Source organism: Pseudoalteromonas sp. BMB, assembly GCF_001709235.1.
GTDB classification, from domain to species: Bacteria; Pseudomonadota; Gammaproteobacteria; order Enterobacterales; family Alteromonadaceae; genus Pseudoalteromonas; species Pseudoalteromonas maricaloris.
This window is the reverse complement of the sequence record NZ_MBQA01000168.1, coordinates 1-20441: the sequence shown is the minus strand read 5'-3', so window position 1 is coordinate 20441 and position 20441 is coordinate 1. Positions and strand designations below refer to the sequence as shown.

Annotated in this window: 14 protein-coding genes and 1 pseudogene; 2 read left to right on the top strand and 13 right to left on the bottom strand. The window is 40.8% G+C overall.

The features are described 5' to 3' along the window. Positions 1–97 precede the first annotated feature (97 nt). From BB427_RS13795 to BB427_RS13785, 3 genes and pseudogenes are all read right to left on the bottom strand, one after another. Positions 98–1195, bottom strand: a complete 1098-nt coding sequence (locus tag BB427_RS13795; protein WP_069021246.1) for an ISAs1 family transposase — start codon at positions 1193–1195, stop codon at positions 98–100. A 353-nt stretch (positions 1196–1548) separates the two neighbouring features. Continuing rightward, positions 1549–2024 (bottom strand): annotated as a pseudogene (locus tag BB427_RS13790) (IS4 family transposase); the annotation flags it as partial. Between the two features lie 74 nt (positions 2025–2098). Continuing rightward, positions 2099–2926, bottom strand: coding sequence for an alpha/beta hydrolase (locus tag BB427_RS13785; protein WP_254663638.1), 828 nt, complete (start codon positions 2924–2926; stop codon positions 2099–2101). A 774-nt stretch (positions 2927–3700) separates the two neighbouring features. On the opposite strand from BB427_RS13785, the gene BB427_RS13780 reads away from it, so the two are divergent. Then, positions 3701–3907, top strand: a complete 207-nt coding sequence (locus BB427_RS13780) for a hypothetical protein (protein ID WP_069021243.1) — start codon at positions 3701–3703, stop codon at positions 3905–3907. Positions 3908–3974: 67 nt separating this feature from the next. Beyond that, a complete protein-coding gene (locus BB427_RS13775) occupies positions 3975–5066 on the top strand; it encodes a ParB/Srx family N-terminal domain-containing protein (RefSeq protein ID WP_069021241.1) in 1092 nt (363 codons plus the stop codon). 560 nt (positions 5067–5626) lie between these two features. On the opposite strand, the gene BB427_RS13770 is transcribed toward BB427_RS13775, so the two are convergent. From BB427_RS13770 to BB427_RS13730, 10 genes are all read right to left on the bottom strand, one after another. Then, positions 5627–6565, bottom strand: a complete 939-nt coding sequence (locus tag BB427_RS13770; RefSeq protein ID WP_069021240.1) for a class I SAM-dependent methyltransferase — start codon at positions 6563–6565, stop codon at positions 5627–5629. A gap of 37 nt (positions 6566–6602) precedes the next feature. Continuing rightward, positions 6603–7277: a PIG-L deacetylase family protein gene (locus BB427_RS13765; RefSeq protein WP_069021239.1), complete on the bottom strand. Its 675-nt coding sequence runs from the start codon at positions 7275–7277 to the stop codon at positions 6603–6605. Beyond that, positions 7270–8976, bottom strand: a complete 1707-nt coding sequence (locus BB427_RS13760; protein ID WP_175401281.1) for a carbamoyltransferase family protein — start codon at positions 8974–8976, stop codon at positions 7270–7272. Before BB427_RS13760 ends, BB427_RS13765 begins: the two co-directional genes overlap by 8 nt. A gap of 17 nt (positions 8977–8993) precedes the next feature. Further along, positions 8994–9791, bottom strand: coding sequence for a hypothetical protein (locus BB427_RS13755; protein WP_139119072.1), 798 nt, complete (start codon positions 9789–9791; stop codon positions 8994–8996). Between the two features lie 160 nt (positions 9792–9951). Further along, the gene (locus tag BB427_RS13750) at positions 9952–10932 is read right to left on the bottom strand and encodes a TauD/TfdA family dioxygenase (protein WP_069021232.1); all 981 of its coding nucleotides are present in this window, start codon (positions 10930–10932) and stop codon (positions 9952–9954) included. A 24-nt stretch (positions 10933–10956) separates the two neighbouring features. Continuing rightward, entirely contained in the window at positions 10957–15744 is a 4788-nt protein-coding gene (locus tag BB427_RS13745; protein WP_069021231.1) for a non-ribosomal peptide synthetase, read from the bottom strand. Between the two features lie 182 nt (positions 15745–15926). Then, positions 15927–16712, bottom strand: coding sequence for a CmcI family methyltransferase (locus tag BB427_RS13740; RefSeq protein WP_083229881.1), 786 nt, complete (start codon positions 16710–16712; stop codon positions 15927–15929). 519 nt (positions 16713–17231) lie between these two features. Beyond that, on the bottom strand, positions 17232–17507 hold the full coding sequence (locus tag BB427_RS24500) for a hypothetical protein (RefSeq protein ID WP_254663637.1): 276 nt from the start codon (positions 17505–17507) through the stop codon (positions 17232–17234). 267 nt (positions 17508–17774) lie between these two features. After that, entirely contained in the window at positions 17775–18698 is a 924-nt protein-coding gene (locus BB427_RS13735) for a methionyl-tRNA formyltransferase (RefSeq protein WP_069021229.1), read from the bottom strand. Between the two features lie 734 nt (positions 18699–19432). Then, a partial coding sequence (locus BB427_RS13730; RefSeq protein WP_139119071.1) for a non-ribosomal peptide synthetase occupies positions 19433–20441 on the bottom strand: 1009 nt, incomplete at its 5' end.

Here is a 20441-nt window from a genome sequence, read left to right as displayed (position 1 = left end):
AAATCTTTTATCAGCACTAAACTATAATAGTTTAATTTATATAAAAGTGTAGAGTAGGGGGCGATACCAGGGTGAGAGCATACTTCGTTAACGACCATTAACCGAAGATAAGCTCGGCCCTGAATTCATCGTCAAAACTGGCCCGAACGCACTTGCCACGTATCGAATCTTTACGACCTGTGTGCTGTTTTACCAGATTACGAACGACTCGTCTGAACAACGCCATGTTTTCCGCCGAAATCGGTTCGCTGATTTGGCAAGCATCCTCCTTAAACACCACGTCCAACACCCAATGCTGTTGGTTCTCGATGTGCCAATGATGGCGGATGGCTTTTTGCAACATCTGTGCATCTGGCTCGACAGAAGTAACATAAAAGTGCGTGTCTATTTTTGTTGTCGGGCCAGACTTACGGTGTCTTTCAACCGCGACTATTGAAGTGATCCCGGGCCATTTTTCTTTTATTTCTTCGGGCAGTTTGTCTGCCTTCAGAGCATAAGTGATGCGGGTTTCCTGGCGTCCATGACCATTGCTGACTTGTACATCTTCGGGCAAATTCTTTTCTTCTTCAAAGGCTGTTTCAAAACATGAAGTGACTGCTTTATAGAGTGTTTTCTGATTCGCTTTGACCTGAACCAGATAGTCAGCCCCTCTTGAAATCAATGCTGAAAGTGTCGCTTTCTGACAATGTAGTGCATCTAATGTGACGATAGAATCTGAAATATCGAGCACATCCAATAAGGCCCTAACTGCCGGTATCTCATTGGACTTATTTTCTACTGTACGCTGATACAAAGTTAAACCAGACTCGCAATCAAAAGCAGACACCAAGTGTAAGTTATCCTCACGCTTTTTACTGGCACCGCGCAGGGTTTTGCCATCAAACGCAATGATTGGCTTACCTGACTGAGACCGTTGCTCGTTGACCCAACTGAACAAGGCCAAAACCAACGAATCAGTCTCTACTGTCTTAAGAATTCGTGCAATGCTATGTCGCGTTGGAATAGCGTGCTTAAATGCTCTGAACTGCCTGAGCCAAGGCAGTTTACTGTGCCCAAATACTTCGATATCTTTCCAGCCTTCACAACCGGATAAAACCGCCGAGATGATCAGAAACAAAACGTCAGCAAGCTCATGATGTTGATCAATAGAAGAACGCTTATCTTCAACAAGTTCAAGGTGGCTAAATAACGACATAATTAACAAGCAGATAGTGATAATGTGGGCGTTATTAGATCAGAAAAGAGGCGGGTGTTAAAGCCTTTTTACAAAGTGTGATCCCGCCGTGGGGGCGATACATTAACCAAGATGTTATAATAACCCGATTTATACATTGATGAAACCTCGCTACAAACGTGCTGGGGGATCCCCTCATAATTGAGGTCTCCCGAGCAGATGTATCAAGCGCACGTATTCACCGTATAGCCCAGCGCAGTTGCTTTCCTGTCATAATATAATCGCTTCGTCGCCTAACCTCTTTGCCAAGCCTAACAGTCGACAGCACAACACGATCTCTGATTGTATTTGCCTGCAACTTTCGTTGCCAATTTGAGTATTGGGCATACAGGCCTATCCACCAGAGAATAATGGTCGCCAGCAAAGAACAGCTGATGGGACTTAGGTGAGTTGTATTGAGCTAACGTGAAGGTGCGCTCATACACTATCATTGAGCGTCCCTGAATGCTGACGGAAGCACGCAAAGTCATCAACCGCAGTTGCTCGCGCACATCGGCCCAGTCGACCAGCAAGATAGGCATAGGATTAGCGCCGCACGTCAGGCAAGCATGAAAGCGGTAAATAGCAAGTCGGTCGTTATGCATGGCAGTGTTGCCAAGCAGTCGGTCCATACGTTTAATGTTGTGTTTTGCAGCGACAGGGCCCTTCATATTCCGACCCAGCTCTGTAAGTGAGAGTTGATTGCTATCGAGCAAAGTCTCAGTTGCTAGCATTAATGAATCAAGGCGCCGCGCATGAATTTGGGGCAGTTTTTTCTGAGCATATCGTGTAGGATAGTGATATCACGCATGGTGTTGTAATCTATTTGGTTTTTGGCGAAATAAATTAGATCAAACAATGCCGTTCGTGTCCATCACATTGATTTTAAATATGATTATCTGGGGATTCCTCAGACAAACGCGTAATTTTCCGGTATCTTTGTAGCTCTTTGAGAGCGTTGTACAATCCCGCTACTAATGTAAAATTATGCTCTTCGCTGTTAAATTCATCAAGTTGTAACACTAGATCCGTTGAACGGTTGCGTAAGACGATATTAGAAAAGGCATCATATTGCTTACGCATACTTCCGCGTTCCCCTCCTATATTCATATATAAAAAGCCAGGTTTGTCATTCTCGGAAGACAAATAGCTTTTAGTTGCCTGAACTGTTTCTCCATTCCCCCACCAAACAGCAGGGCTAAACGCGAGGTGTGCTTGAAATAAGCCCGGGCGAGCGTGAAAGGCATGTATAACAAACAGACCAGCAATAGAATGACCTAAAATGATGTTGTTGTGATTACTTCGGTATTTTCCATTAACAAAGGGGATAAGTTCATAATGTATATAGTCGAGAAATTTTCCTGCACCGCCCCCTTCTCCAAGCGGCCCTCTGGGATCTTTGTTAACAGTTGGTGCAAAGTCTTTGAGGCGATTTGCACTTGTGATACCTACAACAATATATTCATCAGAACCATTAGATTTGTGAAGCCTGTTCAACATGCTAAACACTAGCTCCCCATTTAACTCCCCATCCAATACATACAAAACAGGGTAGTGCTTGGATTCTTTGGAGCTGTAACTTGATGGTAGTGCAATTGTAATTTCAGGTTTGTCGTCTAAAAATTTAGAACTGGGCATATTAATATTTGTAAAGCTCGATGCACCCACACCAGCAGAAAATAAAATAATGGCAATAGCAAAAAATTTTTTCAAGGCTTCACTCTCCTTTTATATAAAATCTTGAATCAAATCACTTTCTTCAGAGACTTTTAGTAGAAATAATTTACCTGAATCCATTTGATTATCATAGTGATTTGCTTCATATGTGGTATGAAGAGTGAAAATACGTTTAGTCAAAACGATATTTGTGTTTATATACATTGATGTGAGTTCGTTTCTCATGTCAGCTTAGTCCTCAACCTGTAGAGGCTATTCTATAAGTTGGCGACATCAGGCTTGCTATAACAAATAGACACAACAAGAGAAGGGCACTTACGAACTCACATCTAAATACTTAAAACTAAAATAGCGCCACTATCCATACAGCATAAAAACCGTCGTGCATGTTCAAATCACATACAAGAGCATTCACAATGACACCCGAAAAAGTACCCGACTACATCGTAATGTCAGCCTTTTAAACTCAATCATGTTGATCTCAAGCTTACAAAACACTTTGGATCAAGTGAAATAAAATCACCGAGCGAATTCAATCACTGTCAATACAGTTCATTAACGGTGAAATAAACATTTACCACATGAAAGTGGGTGCTGAGTGTACAAAACAAAAATGTCGAGATATCATGTACAAGGTACAAGAAATTAAAAAACAATTGACTTTTAGAGGGTCAGGATTAACAATAATGACAATTGCGCAATAACATATTAAAACAAGCGTAATAATTTATATCTCGGGAGCATTTGGCTTTTTATCCCAGAAAAGTCAGTGATTAAGTTGTAACAAAAGTAAGGAACTGAGGAGAAATGATGAGTAATCAAAAGGAGCTATTAGAACAGCTAAGGACGAAGCTGAACATTAGTGATGAAGATGAGCTAAGTTTGGCTAGCGAATTCTTTCTTGAAGGCTATAAGCTTGGTCGTAAGGATGGATATGAAGGTATCCATATGTCGCCGATCAATGCATTACACTACTTCAATAAAAGCATCAATATGGAACGACAAAAATATAACTAAACAGAATATTGAGTCCGCTGCAAGTTTAATTTAAAATTCCAAATGAAGTTAGCACCTGGAGTAAATCTTGAACAATATTTCATTGGAACAAAGCATCGCATCGGCTCTTAATCATTCTGAAGCTAATCGCATTTTAATTGAACAGGCTTATGAATTTAAGTCTGTTTTTGTCAATCGAATAAAGCCAGACAGCAGTAACCCTCGCTTTTTCCCAGCCGTATTTATTCAAGATGTACACGCATATCAGATGCGAGAACGCAAGCTAACTAAAGCACAGCTAGTCAAACTGTATAATGCCCAAGACAAAGTATTGATAGGCAAAGGCTGTATTGTCAATTGTTTAAACTACGGTACAAATGAGTGGAAAAAAGCCAACCGAACGATTGAATCTATTTTGGAACTCGCGGAAAATGTAGCTGTAGCCGAAATTATTCAAGTACCAACATTGTTCCCTATCGGAGAGGGTGACTATCAAATCCTGACAGGACACAGACGATTTTTTGCACTAATTTATGTGAATGGGGTTGATGCCGCATCCCACTTTAAAGTTTACGAGCAATGTCCTGTGCTACCTAAAACCAAGCAGTTTCAAGAGAACGCCAGTAGGGAAGATTTGCCACAACTTGGCAAACTAGCTGCCTTTGGAGATGCCTTACTCGAAATAGAAGCGCTTAATAAAATTCGTAAGCAAAAAGGCTTTAAGGCACTCACAGTCAGAGAAACCGCAGGAATTCTTGGTATTTCAACGGGTGCCTATGATAACTACAATGTATTGACTCGATACCCAGCAGTTTCTAGCGCATACAGTGATGGGTGTTCAATGGCTTTTGTTCCGATGAAAAAGCTGATCCTGAAAATAGAACAGGAATATAAAAAAGAAATAGGCGCAACCGTTTTAAATGCGACAAACGCCCAAGAGGTAAATAGACGCATTGCGAGTTACCTCAGCGGCGAGAAAAACGCTGAACACAGTAAAAAGCAGACCAGAAACTATCGAGTAGATAAGCTAGTATCAACCAATGCTCTAATGACACTCCTCAAATCTGATGTTACCACTCTCGATACAGGTATCAGCTGGAATGAAGTCGACTGGGATAACCACAAGCAAGTTAAAGAAACACTCACAACGCTGGTTGAATTCTTGAACAACAGGGATTGAGGCCAATGTGCTGCCTTATAGATGCGTAGATATATGCATCTATACTATTATCAGTTATAACTTTAGCGTTGTTCTGAAACATACATCAATTTGATATTGATAAAGTGCCTGTGACTTTTGTTTGGAAAGTCGCAGGCCATATCCTAATAAAATAACCTTAAATTGTCACTCAAGCTAAAGAGTATTAAGGACATAAATATTCGCGCTTTATATACACTTATCTGATGATATATACCCAGCAAACAAAGAAGCAAAATATAGATATTAGCAGTGCTATCATGGGTTTCAGAGCTTATCAATACACCAGAACCTCTGGATCACAAAATGACTCACTTGGAAGCAGTCTTGCATGTTGTTTATGATGTGATGAGTTACTTTGGGTGACAGTGTTAATAACCAAGGTGAACACCTCGTTCGTGCTGAACATTTTTGATAGTCACCTTAGTTATCGTATTACGAAGATCATCCGTATCAGCTTCAAAGTAAATTGATCCAATGACCTTAGAACACACGCATTTAAACTCAGTCACTGCTACCATAACTGAGCATTATGCAAAATTTCAAGATGTGTGCACGCGTTTTTGCTTCACGACGTATGTCAGCCCCTTGGGTTGGTAGACAATTTCTTTAGCCAACCACATAGCTTGCTTTTCTTTTATAGAGCTGGCGATATATCTAGAGGGGATGTCTAGTTCATCTAATTCAAGAACTTGCTCTACTTCAAAGCCTGCCTCATCAAACAGTGCCAGCGCGTCTTTGACGGTATAAAATTTAGCTCGAGGGTTCATATAGTCATCCATTTTATTGAGAATATAATGCTCCTGCTCTTTTTTGCTAAACTTTCGTTTGTAGTGCGTGATTATGCTGAAAAAGATATCTTGCCAGCCATAACTTTGTACTTTGTATAGAAAGTATTCCATCTTTTTGGCTAAGCTCGATTTATTTAATGTTGCTTCCGCAGCGAGACAGTGATCAATTGTGGGACCACTGACTTCGCCATTGTCACCAAGTATCTGGCTCAATGCCATAACATCACTAATTCGCCGTCTTCCAACCGGGTTGTACAGCCATATAAACCCTTTGCCATTGTCTGCCATTTGGTTGCGTATGTTTGTTAACGCAACTTGGGGGTTGGCCAAATGATGAATAACACCTTGGCAATATACAAGATCGGCTTTTCTATCTTCAGCCATTGGCAGAGATTCTTCGAGGTTAGCCACATGATACTCAATATTGCTTCGAATATAATTACTTTTGGCAACAGCGATAGATGGCTCTGAAAAGTCTAACCCCACAACTTTTGATTCTGGAAAAGCGCGTGCAAGCTCGTGTGATAAATTTCCAGTACCACATCCAGCGTCAAGAATTAACTGTGGTTTCATATCTTTCATAGCACCATATTGGAACTTACGAAAGTATCCATAATGGTTACCTTCTAGCGGATATGGGTTATTTGAATAAAAAGTTTTAATCGGATCTGCAAATGACTCTGTAGACAAAATATTTACTCCATATAGAGACTAGTATCTGAACCTACTAGTCTCTAAATTGTTTTAAAATCATGAATGCTTCGGCTCGTTCAAAACCAGACTCAGCACCTCTTTTCATTGCAAGTGCTTCGATTGCCTGACGACTCCTTGGAAAAGGAAACTCGGCCATCTCACTTTTATAAACATCCATGACATCCAACTTCTGTTGAAAAGTATCAGTGACATTCTCATATAGATTTGGTGTGAAACACGGTTGGTTTATCGCTGTAGCGACATCCGTTTCTGACACAGTTTCATATACTAAGATCTCCTTGAGCTCAGTTCGCCTAAACCACTTAGAACACGCCATACTGGTTTCGAATGCCACAGTATGATCTGAGTGAATATCATTCTTAAATGGTACAAAGACAGTAAAAGGTTTAACTTCGTCAAATACTCTCACCATTTTTGAAATGATGTCACTTTTCGCAATGACATCAAGTTGGGAAGGCGGCAATCCCAGCTGAAAGGTTTTCTCAAACCCATAGGCTTGCGCCACCTCTTTGACTTCTTGAGCTCGGGCAACTTCTCGTTCACAGGAAAACCCAAACTCCTCACGCTGATCTGTCATGATCAGCCAGAAAATTTTGTAGCCGTTATCTTTATACTTAAGAAGCGTCGCGCCACACCCCAATGTTTCATCATCTGGGTGCGGAGCCACTACGAGGATATTCTTATGCATCAACACCCTCTTTCTTGATTATAAATGAGCCAATAGCCAGCACGTTCATACCTGTTGAGAAGAAGCACCGTACCGCATCAAGCGGGTTGTTGACAATCGGCTCACCACGAACATTAAAAGAAGTATTTATGATTATGGGGTGGCCGGTAATTTCCCCAAATTCATTAATCAAATTCCAATAGAGCGGGTGATGCTTTTTGCTTACAGTTTGGGGGCGCACAGAGCCATCCACATGAACAACGGAAGGGAATTCCGCCTTGTATTCATCTTTAAATTGATATGCCAAAATCATAAAAGGAGAATCTTTGGGTGATTCCATGTATTTATCTTTTACTTCTTCAATCATTGAAGGAGCAAAAGGCCGGAAGCCTTCTCTGTATTTGACCCGTGCATTAACAATGTCTTTCATATCTTTATTGGTGGGGTTGGCTAAAATCGACCTTGCACCCAAAGCACGCGCGCCGAATTCAGATGCTCCTTGGAACCACCCAATGATATTGTCTTCTGCAAGCAATCGAGCACACTCGGCGGCAATGTTATCCACTTTTTCATATTTTAACTGACAGTGTTTTAATATTGGCTCAATATCTTCATCAGAAAAAGAAGGGCCATAGTAAGCATGTTCTAAACGATTTGCCGGCAAGTCACCTACTATTTCTTTATGGGCCAGTAGGGCTGCCCCCATCGCTGTTCCACTATCGTGAGATGCTGGATTAATAAAGATGTCGCTTACGCATTCTAAATGAGACAATAAACCGTTCATTTTACAGTTCATGGCCACTCCACCACTTACACACAGATTAGTTGTACCAGTTTCCTGCATTAAACGTTTAGTGATGCGGCTCGCTACGTCCTCTAATAATTTTTGAGTTTCGTAGGCAACATTGATGTGATAGTCACTCAGCTCTGATTCCGGAACCCTAGGTTCACCTAGCAATTCAACAAGTTTATCTGTGAATTTTTTAGAGTAGCTACGCTCTCCAAAGTAAATGTAAGTCGGATCGACCTGATAGTTACCATGTTCACCTACATCGCAAACCTTTCTCAGTTTTTGAGCAATGTCAGCAGATGCTTTACCATATGCCGCCAATCCCATCACTTTGCCTTCCCCAGAGTAGGCATTAAACCCTAGCCACTCTGTTAAGGCACTGTAAAACCACCCCATACTGTTAGGCAATAACCACTGAGATTGCAATGACAATTCACCATCTTTACCAAACCAAGTCGTTGTCGATTGATTCTCTCCACTGCCATCCATCACCAACACAGCACTCTCTTCAAAACCTGATAGGTAGTAAACACTGGCAGCATGACATTTATGATGAGGATACCATTTGATGATAGGCTCCGCTGTTGGTGCTATTTTTCTGAGGCCAATTTTAATTTTTGATAAAGCCATCGCTGGCGTGAGTTTGTTATGAATAATGGACTCAGAAGGATCTGCCAGAGGGTCCAGCTCTCGCCCCTCGAGGCCCCCCATAAACTGATCCATCTTCACAGGGTAGAAGTCATGATCCCAAGACGTAGCAACAACACTCACATCGTTAAGCGTTACTTTCGCTTTTTTTAAGCAAAACTGTATTGATTTGCTTGGGAACGCTTCGGAGGCCGACTTGACGCGCGTAAAACGCTCTTCTTCGACCATAGCGACTAAATTACCATTTTCAAATAGACAAGCCCCAGTATTTGGGCCTTGCATAAAAATCCCTAATATTATCATTGATAACCTTTCTCAAGTAATTGTGCTTTGCTTGACTGAACAAAGCGAAAAATATCCTGAAACCATGGAAAATGCGTCCAGCTCTTATTATTGTCCAACAAGCGAACAGGATTCGAACTGCTTGTCAGTAATTTGAGCGCATTTTGGCAGTCAACCAAATATTGACGAGTTTCTGGTAAATTTAAGTTGTTAAGATGAACAATTAGATTCTCTAATTTTTTTTCATAATAATCTATTGGCTGATGCGAGCTTTTGAAATAATTCGCCGCATGTTGCCTATAATATACAACAGGTCGCGCCGTTTGCGCGGCAACTGCACCATTGAGCAAAGCCTGCGTTGCTAACATCCAATCCGGTGCAATGCTGTCCTGAGCAAGTGTATTCAAATCTATTTTTTCAAGTGCTGATTTCTTAAAACCGAGCGCGCTTAGTCCGCAATAGTTTTGGTAAAGAAGTGCGCTATAGTGTTCTAACTTTGTCGGCACATTTACATTGTCGAACAAACACCTCCCTAATAGCTCCCCATCTGTATTGATAAGAATCTGATCACTATATGAAAAATCGTGTTGCTCCAATACATCAAAATGCAATTTTAGAGCGTCCTCGTGCAAACAGTCATCAGAGTCAGTAAAAATAATATTGTCAGCGCTAAAACTGGCTGCCTGCCTGATCAAGTTAATTTTTGTTTCCTGCACTGAGTGGCTCGGCTCATCGGTACTTAAGAAAACATCATATACGCGAGATAAACTCTGAAGTTCAGCTTCACTAAATGAATAATTATCTTGCAAGATCAACAGAGCAATATTTTCTCGGCTTCGCAACTTTAACAGCGCATCAATAAATGCGCTATGATATGGTTTTGCCGCTGAAAAAATAGAAAAGCAAATCACCGCTTTGTACGACGCACGATCACTGTCCAGCGTTTGGTTCTTTAATATTGTCATTTATGAAAGACTACTCATATGAAGTCACATTACCAAAACACACCAACAACTTTCTCTCCCCTTGGTAGGGGTTTCGGCCATGAGCTTTGAGAATATTGTCAACCAACAACAAATCACCCTGTTGCCATTCGAATTGCATTTGATGCTGCTTATAAATACTCAAGATGTGTGTCATATATTCATCTGGAATTTTTGACCCATCACCAAAGTAACAATTACGCGGATAATCTGACTCATCATCAAAAAGTAATTCGATCCCAGCCCTGATCCCCTCATTGAAACATGAAAAGTGCCAGTGCTGCGCCTGATTAGTCCAAGATGTACTGCCGTTGTCTGGGTGGCTATAAATTGCAGGTCTTATCGCTCGTGTAATGAGTTTATTCTCAGACTTCCACTCGTAGCTCAAATTTAATTCTTTACATTTTGCTTCCACTTCAGTTTTATCTGAGGTTTGAAAGATAGTTTGCCAGCCCAGTCCCATTAAATCATGCTCTTCGTATTTTCTGACGTACATGACTTGCTTATCAATAAATTCACGTTTGATATGCTCAGGTATTTGTTTGTAAACAGCCCGGCTGTCTACAATGGGGGTTTCTCCACCCTCGAAATTCTTAGTTTCACACGCAAAAATAGCCTTGCTTGGGAAGCTATGGTTAAACGTGTTTTCATTGTGCCATAGCAGCACGTCCGAAGGAGAGTAATGAACAGGCCTTTGAACTTGGCTTTGCTCACTCACAGGAACATGTTCAGAGTTATTTTTTAAGACATCGCTCAGCATAATATCAGCAAAAGTTTGCACCGTTTCAGGTTTGGCTATATCCATTCCTCTGAATAATACCGCCCCTCTATCATGCATAATGGTTTCAATTTCGGCTTTGTTATGCTGAATTAGCTCAAAAACATCGCCCGCTTCATTTTGCTTTGTAACAACAATGGGACTATATGCATCAGCATTCAAATTGTGTAGGTCAAATCCTGTTAATTGGTACATTTTCACTCTCTACAGTTGTTACATTTACACACTGTGTTGTGCAGTAGCACGATTCAATTTTCTTTGTGCTGTATTGATAGCGTCATGCAAACATTGCAACGAATTGTCTGCGAATTGCTGAATTGTTTTTGTGTCAAATACATTGGTGCTGAATTCCCAAGTAAACAACAATTGCTCATTTGAATAAACGACTTCACAATAAATTTTATAAGTATTCTCTCGGTTCTTACCAAACAGAGGGACCATCTCTATCATTCTTAAACTGTCTTCAGAATCAGATGCGCCCTGAAACGCACTCCCCATATGGCTGAGCGTTTTGGGAATATAGTTTATCAGGAGATCTGGTCTAATAAGCGTCGATAAATCATGCTCAGGTATAACGCCCTGATCTTTGTATTTCAGCGCGCTAAAACCCTTTGCATGCTCTATCAGCTCATTTATCGCCGATTTACTTTGCTCAATCGTCGCCATCACATCATTGAAGTTATTGTTTTTCAGCAATAGACTGATATGTTCATTTAACCACCCAACAGTACCTGATAGATCAAGGTCTGTAAAATGATCTCGCCCGGAAGTCACTACATCACAAATAAAGTCATCCTGCCCAGTCCACCGACTCACCTCTCGAGCAACAGCAGAAAGAATGAGGTCAAACTCTTTGTAGTCTCCTTGATCCGCTATTTTAACCAAACTGTCAGTATATTCTTTACTGAGCGCCACACAGACCGAAGAACCGCTACCAACGGTGTTCTTCTTATGTACATACGGATAGTCCGTCGGAAGTGCAATACTCTGCCCTGCTAACTTATTTTCCCAGTACGCTGCTAACTGCTTCGCTTCCTCGCCTTGCAACCACTCTTCCATACTTATTACCCACTCGCTAAATCGACTACCGATCCGCTTTAACTGTGGCTCTTTTTCTTGACTGAAAGCAGCAAATGCCTTTAATAAGTCGCCAAATAGTATATCCCGTGAATATTGCTCAATTGCAAGGTGATGTGTAACCAGAACCAGTAAATCTTGCTTACCTTCACCTAAATCACAGTACCAAAACTTCACCATACCCTGAGCTAAATTGATACTAGCATGTAGTGCTTTGATTTCAGCTTTAATCTCTTCCTCAGTCAAAGATCTAAAATCTACATACTCAAAACACACGTAGTCCTCAAAGTTAACGATTTGTTCTGTTCTTTCCCCGTCTTTTTCAGAGATGGTAATTCTGGTGCCTTCATGCATTTCTACAACAAAGTTTGCAGCTTTGCGAGCAGCCTCACTATGATTTTTAGTCGACGTAAACTCCAGAAGATATGCAGGGCCCCACTGCCCGACATCTTCAGTACATGTGTCAAAATACCAAAAACGATTGCCAGGCATTCTATATGGTACTGACAATAAATTGTCTTCTCCCTGCTGAGGCGGCAAAACATGGCTAATGACCTTCGCTAGCTCAATGATGGTTTGCGACTTAAAAATATCTTGCACTGTTAAGCTATAACCAGATTGCTTAATATTATACACAACCCGCATCGCACTTATGGAGTCTCCGCCTAAATCAAAAAAGTTATCTTGTATACCGATAGTCTCTCGTCCCAGCGCCTGCTCCCATGCTGTACAGAGAAACTTTTGCATATCATTTGTTGGAGCAACATACTTATCTTTTACATCAACAGCTCCTGGTGCAGGTAGCGCTTTATGATTTATTTTGCCATTGGTAGTTAAAGGTAACTCTGGCAAAACCATAATCATATTCGGGATCATGTAATCGGGTAAATGTTGCTTCAACCACGCTTTTAGCAACTCAGAAAAATCCGCTGTACTTATATCTTGATTGGGCACAACATAAGCAACGAGCTGTGTTTGCTCATTCTGCTGATAGGTTGTAAGTACGCTATGTGACACCAAATTGTGCTGCACTAGTCTTTGCTCAATTTCACCAAGTTCAATTCTAAACCCTCTGATCTTTACTTGGCTGTCATCTCGCCCCAGAAATTCAATTGCTCCTGCTGAATTACGACGCACCAAATCTCCAGTTTTATACATACGCTGATACTGTTCAGGCAGAGCGCTATTATAAAACGGGTTTGTTACAAACCGCTCCTCTGTCAGTCGGGATCGATTTAAATAGCCACGCGCTAGACCACTACCACTTACATACAATTCTCCCGGCATACCAGGCGAAACTAGTTGCCCGAAACTATCCAGCACGTAATGCACATCTCCATTTACCGCATAACCAATTGGTATCGATTTCTCATCTCCCTTCAAAGCTGGAATTGGGTAACAACAACTAAAGGTCGTATTCTCCGTCGGACCATAACCGTTGACCACCTGAACATTAGGCAAGGTCTGCTGAACACGGTGCACAGAGGCTGGTTTCACAACATCACCACCAGTTACAATCCAACGCAGTTCGGGTAATTCTCCACAATGCTCACTCCAGATATCAAAAACGCCAGCCGTCAGCCACAAACTATTTACTGACTGTGCCTTGAGTGTCTGTTGAAGTTTCTCCGGTTCGATAGTACTACCAGGGTACAAGATACAACACCCGCCATTTAACAGCGGCCCCCAAATCTCCAACGTTGCCGCATCAAATGCAATATTTGCAGCCTGCAAAAACCGAGTATGAGCCCCCAAAGGCATAAAGGTTGCGTTGGTCAGTAATCTGACAACACCCGAATGCAGTGTCTGCACACCTTTTGGTTGGCCAGTTGACCCTGATGTGTAAATGACATAAGCCAAACCTGACGAATTTTGACTTAATCGTGGTAGGTTTTCAGCAGGCATACCTGCGAAAATAGGCGAGTCAATTACAACAACCTGCCGCTCACCAAAGTCTATATCATCAGTTAAGGCATGCTGTGTTAGCACTATATCTAAGTCAGAGTCATTCATCATGTACTCTAAACGTTCATCTGGGTACGATGGGTCTAAAGGCACATAGGCTCCACCGGCTTTGATGATCGCCATCATACCTATCAGCATGGATAATTCGCGCTCTACACATAACCCCACTAAAGTATCTGGCCCAACTTCTAATGCGTTTCTTAAAAAATGCGCCAGCTTATTGGCTTTTTCGTTCAATTCTTTATAACTAAGCCGTTCTTCTGCGCAAATTACCGCTGTTTTATCACCATACACAGCCACCTGTTGCTCAAAAACATCTTGCAAACAACGATTTTCAACCTTATCAAATGCGGTGCGATTACACTGATTCACTAACGTAATGCGTTCATCTAGGTCTAGCAAAGGTAATTGAGAAATAGGGCATGACAGATCATCAAGTTGAGAAATCGCCAAGAGTAGATTGCCAAAATGCTTGTCCAGCAACGCTATCTGATGTTGCTCAAACAACGCCACATCATATATCCAACCGCAATGCACACCATCATCATCAAGACTGATGCTAATATCTAAATCAAATTTAGCTAGGGTATGCTCCACTATTTCCGTCGCTGATATTGCGAGACTACCGGACTCAAATGGCCTTTCATTCAGTCCTTTGCTTACCCCATAATTAGTTCTTGTATTCAAGATAATCTGAAACAACGGCGAGTAACTTGTTGTTCTTGGGATATTAAGATGATCAACTAACTGTTCAAAAGACGTATCTTGATTAGACTGTGCTGCCAGATGTGTTTGTCGCACATGCTCAAAATAGTCGTCTAGTTGTTGATATTCAGTATTTACTCTTAAGACTATGGTATTAACAAAAAAACCAATCAAGTTAACCAGTTCAGGTTGTTCCCGGCCAGCCATCGGTGCTCCAATTACAATATCATGGCTGTGGCTGTGACGAGAGAGCACCAATGCCAATACGCCATGCACTAACATAAATGGAGTGAGCTGGTGATTTTGTGCTATTTTTTTCAGCGCGAGAGAGACCGTGGCAGGTAAGTGTGAAGAAATACGACGTCCCGAATATTGTTTAACTTCAGGTCTAACTTTATCCATATACAAGCTATGCAATACAGGCGCATCGCTCAGTTGTGCTTGCCAATAAGCTAAGCTATTGTCCAACGATTTACCTGACATGGTATCTCGTTGCCAAGTAGCAAAATCAGCATACTGTATTGGTAAAGGGGCTAAAGGGCTTTCTTTTTTATTGGTAATACATTGGTATAAAGTTGAGAACTCCTTGAGCAACACCTCCATAGACCAGCCGTCACTCACAATATGATGCATACATAAAATCAGTACTCCCGTCTGTTCAGCACTGTTTTCGCCGTCACTCAGACTAACATAACTGGCTCGTAACATAACATCTTTAGCTAAGTTAAACTCCTGTTGTGTTTCTGCTATGAGCAGTTCATGTAACTTAGTTTGTCGCATAGCTTCATTTAAGTGTGAGAGATCCAAGCGGCTAATATGAAACTTTTGCGGACTTAAAATGTGCTGATAAGGTGTGCCCTCATGCTCTTGATACACGCTTCTTAAGATTTCATGTCTAGAAATAATTTCTGTCAACGCCTGCTCAGCAATGTCTAAATCAAACAACCCTTGAATATTATAAGTATAAAGCTGTAGATGCTGATTTGAACCCTGAGTGTATTGTTCCGTAAACCAAGTGCGTTGTTGGGAAAAAGATAATGGCAACAATCCATCTCTATGCTGCAATGGTTTTATCTGGCCTTCGGTATTTTTATGTTCAGTTAAGTAAGCTATGATCTCTGCTTTTTTTTCTTTAATGTTGTTTTTGAGTTCGTCTGTTAACTGACCACCGCTGTATTGCTTAAAGCCCAGCCTGCCTTCTTCTACAAACAATTGTATACCATTATCCAAAGCATCATTGATAATCTCAACTGCTGTCATTGTTCTTCTCCTGATGCTGTTGCCTTCAACATCTATTTAGTTAAATCCCAGCCGAACCGCCCCTCATCAGTGTTCGACCTTAAAAAATGCTGCACAATGACCTGAGACACTTAATAAAGGCACATTGGCATCGCCCCCCCCTCTAGGTGGGGCTTTAGCTGCAGCTGCTGTTTGAGCTTATTTTACTTTTTCAAAATAGAATTGTGGGAACAGGTCATATTGCGACCAAAAAAGTCACAATATTTTGTATCAACAACAAATTTCTCTGCCTTATCACTTAAAAATTCTGCGACACCTTCTTGTTTACACCCACTATCTTCAACAACGAGATAATCATTCGAGCTCATATAACGAGCGAAGTATGATAGTACATTTGTTACGTTTACATGGGCATCTTCAATGACTAGCCAAGGGTGGGGTAACTCAGACAGGAAACTTGCTGTCATTCCTGTTCCAATTTGATTACAGTCGCCTTGGATAAATGTTACATCTTCATACTGAAAACAGGGTATATTAATATCGAATGAGTAAACGTGACACTCTAGTCCAAAAGACTTTAGTAAATCAGCCATCCATACTGCACTACCACCATTTATAGCACCTATTTCAATAATTGTTTTTGGCTTCAGTTCCCACAATAGCATTTGATAGATACCTAGATCAAATACACTTTTAAAAAGCGGTAACCCCTTCCATTGCAAACATTCGAACTCCCCCTCTTCTTGATCATCATTTGCGCGTTGTGCAAACTCTACAAAACGACCTTGATGCCAGCTGAGTACTTGCGCAACAATGGCGTTAACTTCCTTTTCTGGAACATACTCGCTTATTTGAGTAATTATGTTTGACAATGTATCTTCATCTTGAATTAGCGCAGAGCTCGTTTCAAAAATTTTAACTGCTTCATCAATAAATAGATCATTGAATGTTGAGACATTTTTGCGTTCCGAGTTTAGTTTTCCACACATCAACAAAGCTCGAAAATAATGTTTATTTATTATTGTTGCTCTATGTTTGCTGCCATCTCATCAATAGGCAGCAAACTGTATGCAGATCAAAACCAGCTAAACGCTCCCCATCAATTTTATAATTACTCAGAAGTCCCCTGTAAACTCTCATCTACTTCCGAAGTCAATATTCGACAGCTTCCCTAAAACACAGTAAGCGACAGCTGTGTTGGCGTTTTCTCGAAGCGGACATTTCTTTCTCTGCACTTACACATTCCAAAAAATACACACCAATGTATCGAGCTAAAGCTCAACGTTGAACCATAAATAATATGAAACTTGGTTGGCTCTCGATCTTAATTCTTTGTAAATCAAAATAATGCCTTCGAAAATCACAACGACATTATTCGCACTTTCTCTACTTGGCGTTCAAACCAATAATGAATAAACGGTGCTAACTCATCTCATTCGTTTGAATAGTGCAACTCACGCATGAGACGGCATGCATCTTCTTTTTCGAGCACAAGTACTTGGAACAATTCAATGTCTAATATAAGCACATTGCACAAATGGCCGCTCATCCACTTTCGATAGAAGACCAAACGCAACACTCTGCAAATGTCTTTTATAATATGAACTTCTGTACAGAAGACTTTCTATTAAGCGGTATGAAGGACGATGCTCCATATCAAAGAAAAGTTCTACATACCCTTTCAATGGCGCAAGGATCCGCGCGTACAACTTTTCTATTGATTCACCACTAGCATGATTCCGCAGTAATTCATCTAGTTCTTTAACCGCGTCAGATAGCGCCACTAAATCGGCACACTCTTCATTTATAAAAGTGATAAGCCTTTTGATATTTTTAACTTACTCTTCAGTACAATCTAATACTTCACTACCCGCCATGCATACCATTGGTTAAATAACGGCTCAAAGTAAACATCTTCACGTAAATACAACATAATTCATTCCCTATGATCAAGAATCAAGTTATTCCAAGTCAATTACAACTTGTTAATTATTATAATAAAAACCAAACTAAAGGGTTGTTGGTTGGATCAAAACAAGCTCAGCCATTACTTACGAAGCACGATTAAGTCGGGTGCCTATTTTAAATTTAGGCGTGAATGCTTCACCCAGTATGTCATCTTCAACTGCACAGATTTTTGTAAAACATATAGTTGAATCACCCACTTTAATAACGTTCCCCCGTTCATGTTTCCCCACAACCTCACCTACAGTCGAAATATAATCGGGTGCATCAGGAATCAACTCGCAAGATGCAACAGCATACATTTGCTCAGCGACAAAGAAACGAGCTAACGGAGCAGGCGTGTTAATCGCCCTGACAAAGTTAAAAATTTGTATTGCAGGCCAAGAAAAATCGATTACTTCATCACCGTTTATACGGCGGCCAAAATAGCTCCCAACTGGGTGGATTGACTTTTGATCCACAGCCTCAAACTCTCCCAGTGCAACTTTAACAATTGCACTATAAAGAACTTGAGCACACTCAACAATCGCCTTAGACAATAACGAACCATAGGTGTCTTGCTGGGATATTGGGTACATACGCTGCTCTATGATTTTCCCTGTATCAATACCTTCATCAATATAATGTGCTGTCACACCGAACTCAGTTTCGCCATTGATTAGCACCCAATTTAGTGGATTGCAGCCTCTGTAAAATGGGAGGGCACCCGCGTGACAATTAATAAACCCCAGTTTAGGAGTATTTATAATGTCCTTCTTTAGGATTTGATTAAATGATAAAGAAACAAAAAGGTCTGCGCCATATTGCGCTAATTCTTCAATAGTATCAGGGCTATTAACGTTTTTGTAGGGGAGGAATGGAATATTGAGTTTTTCCGCCCAAGCTTTTAGTGTTTCGTCCGGCATCTCATATCGAGGTACAATGAAACTAACCTCTAGTAACGGGTTACATGTAATTAATTCGATTGCTTTATGTGACCAAGGCCCATCTGCGAAATAGCCAATCTTCATAGCTGTCATACCTGATTGTGTAGTTTATTTTAGTTAGGTTAAACCGTATAAAAAGGTTACATATTCTGAATGCGTTTAGTCTGCATTTTAAACATCAATAAAAGTCTCATTGAAACTAAGCTTCCAGATTGTTCTCCAACTGCTTTTTTGACAAGACAATGGGTAAAATCGCATTGTACAAGCGCGAGGAAAGACTCAATAATACTTACTTAACTTATTCTAATATGGTCACTCGTCTTGAAGCAACTATTAGCTACAAATCAAACACTAAAAGTGGTTTATTGTTACAACTAAATACATCAACGCTAGATAATGCAGACAGATTATCGTCTCTCTGATAACGAAGATCTTGCTGATGTTTATCACGAAAAATTAGGTCTCAACTCAAGGTCACTTTGAAGTAGCTTATAGGCGGGTTAGTACGTTAGATCTGCAACTAATGTTGATAAGAAAGTCATCATTTTTTATCTCAACCCCTGCCAAAGCCAACCTTGTCGTTTTCAATAAATTTTTAGCGCTATTGCCAGCTCGCAATGCTCCCTGTTCGTAAAGCGATTAAAAACGTACATAAATGTTTACGCTATCTAACCAAATGACATACAGGGTAAAAGACGAGCCAAGCGGCCATATACCTAGTAAGGTCACCGCTTGGCTTTTACTGTACGATGTCCTGCGTTACATCTTCTGTGATTAACGATGTAAAACAATAGCCACAGTTAGGCAAGACAGCGTGATTAAAACCACCCTTCTTGCTCTACTGTCTCTTCAGTTATGATTTTTTCTTTGTCCTTTATATTTATTAATTGGTCTAAATATGCAGCAAGCTGTCTTATGGTTAGCATGTCATAAACCTGTTGCAATTCAGGCTTTATATCAAACTGCTTTTTGATTTGTACCATCATACGAATAATCAGGAGTGAGTCCCCACCCAGTTTAAGTAAATTTTGGTCAACCGCAATTGTACTCATGTCTACATTGAGTAGCTCAGCCCAAATTTGAGCCAATTGTATTTCTGTTGGGCTTTGTGGTCGTTGACACTGTTTATCTACTGCGTGCGAATTTTTCAAATTCAGCAATGCTCTTTTATCCACTTTGCCATTTGGTGTCGTCGGCCAATCCGCTACGACAATAAGATTACCAGGCATCATAAAGCTAGGTACATTAGATTCAAGATAAGACCAAATATCTTGCAAACTTGTTTCCGTACTATCTAACTCAGAATTACCCTTTCGTATTGAACTTAACTTGACGTATGCCAATAGGCTCTTGTTATCTTCACCGAGTTTGTTAAGCAGTACAACACCCGACTCCACATGTGGAGCCGCACATAAATGATGCTCGATATCGCCCAACTCAATTCTATACCCTCGAACTTTGACTTGATCATCGTTACGCCCAACAAATTCAAGGTTACCATCAGGTAAGACTCTCGCCAAATCACCTGTTTTGTATAGCCTTTGATCCATAACGCTACCATCAAGTGCAGTGTGTCGCCAAGCAATAAACTTTTCAGCGGTCAGCTGTGCATTATTTAAGTAACCTCTGGCAAGACCATCCCCGCCAATATGCATCTCGCCAATCGCACCTATAGGCACTAAATTGGCTTCGCGATCCAGTAATCGTATTTGCGTATTTTGGATACTTTTACCAATTGATACAGATTTTTTACCAGTGAGTTCGTTAGTGACTCTGAACTGGGTGCTTCCTACTGTCGTCTCTGTGGGGCCATATTCATTGATAACC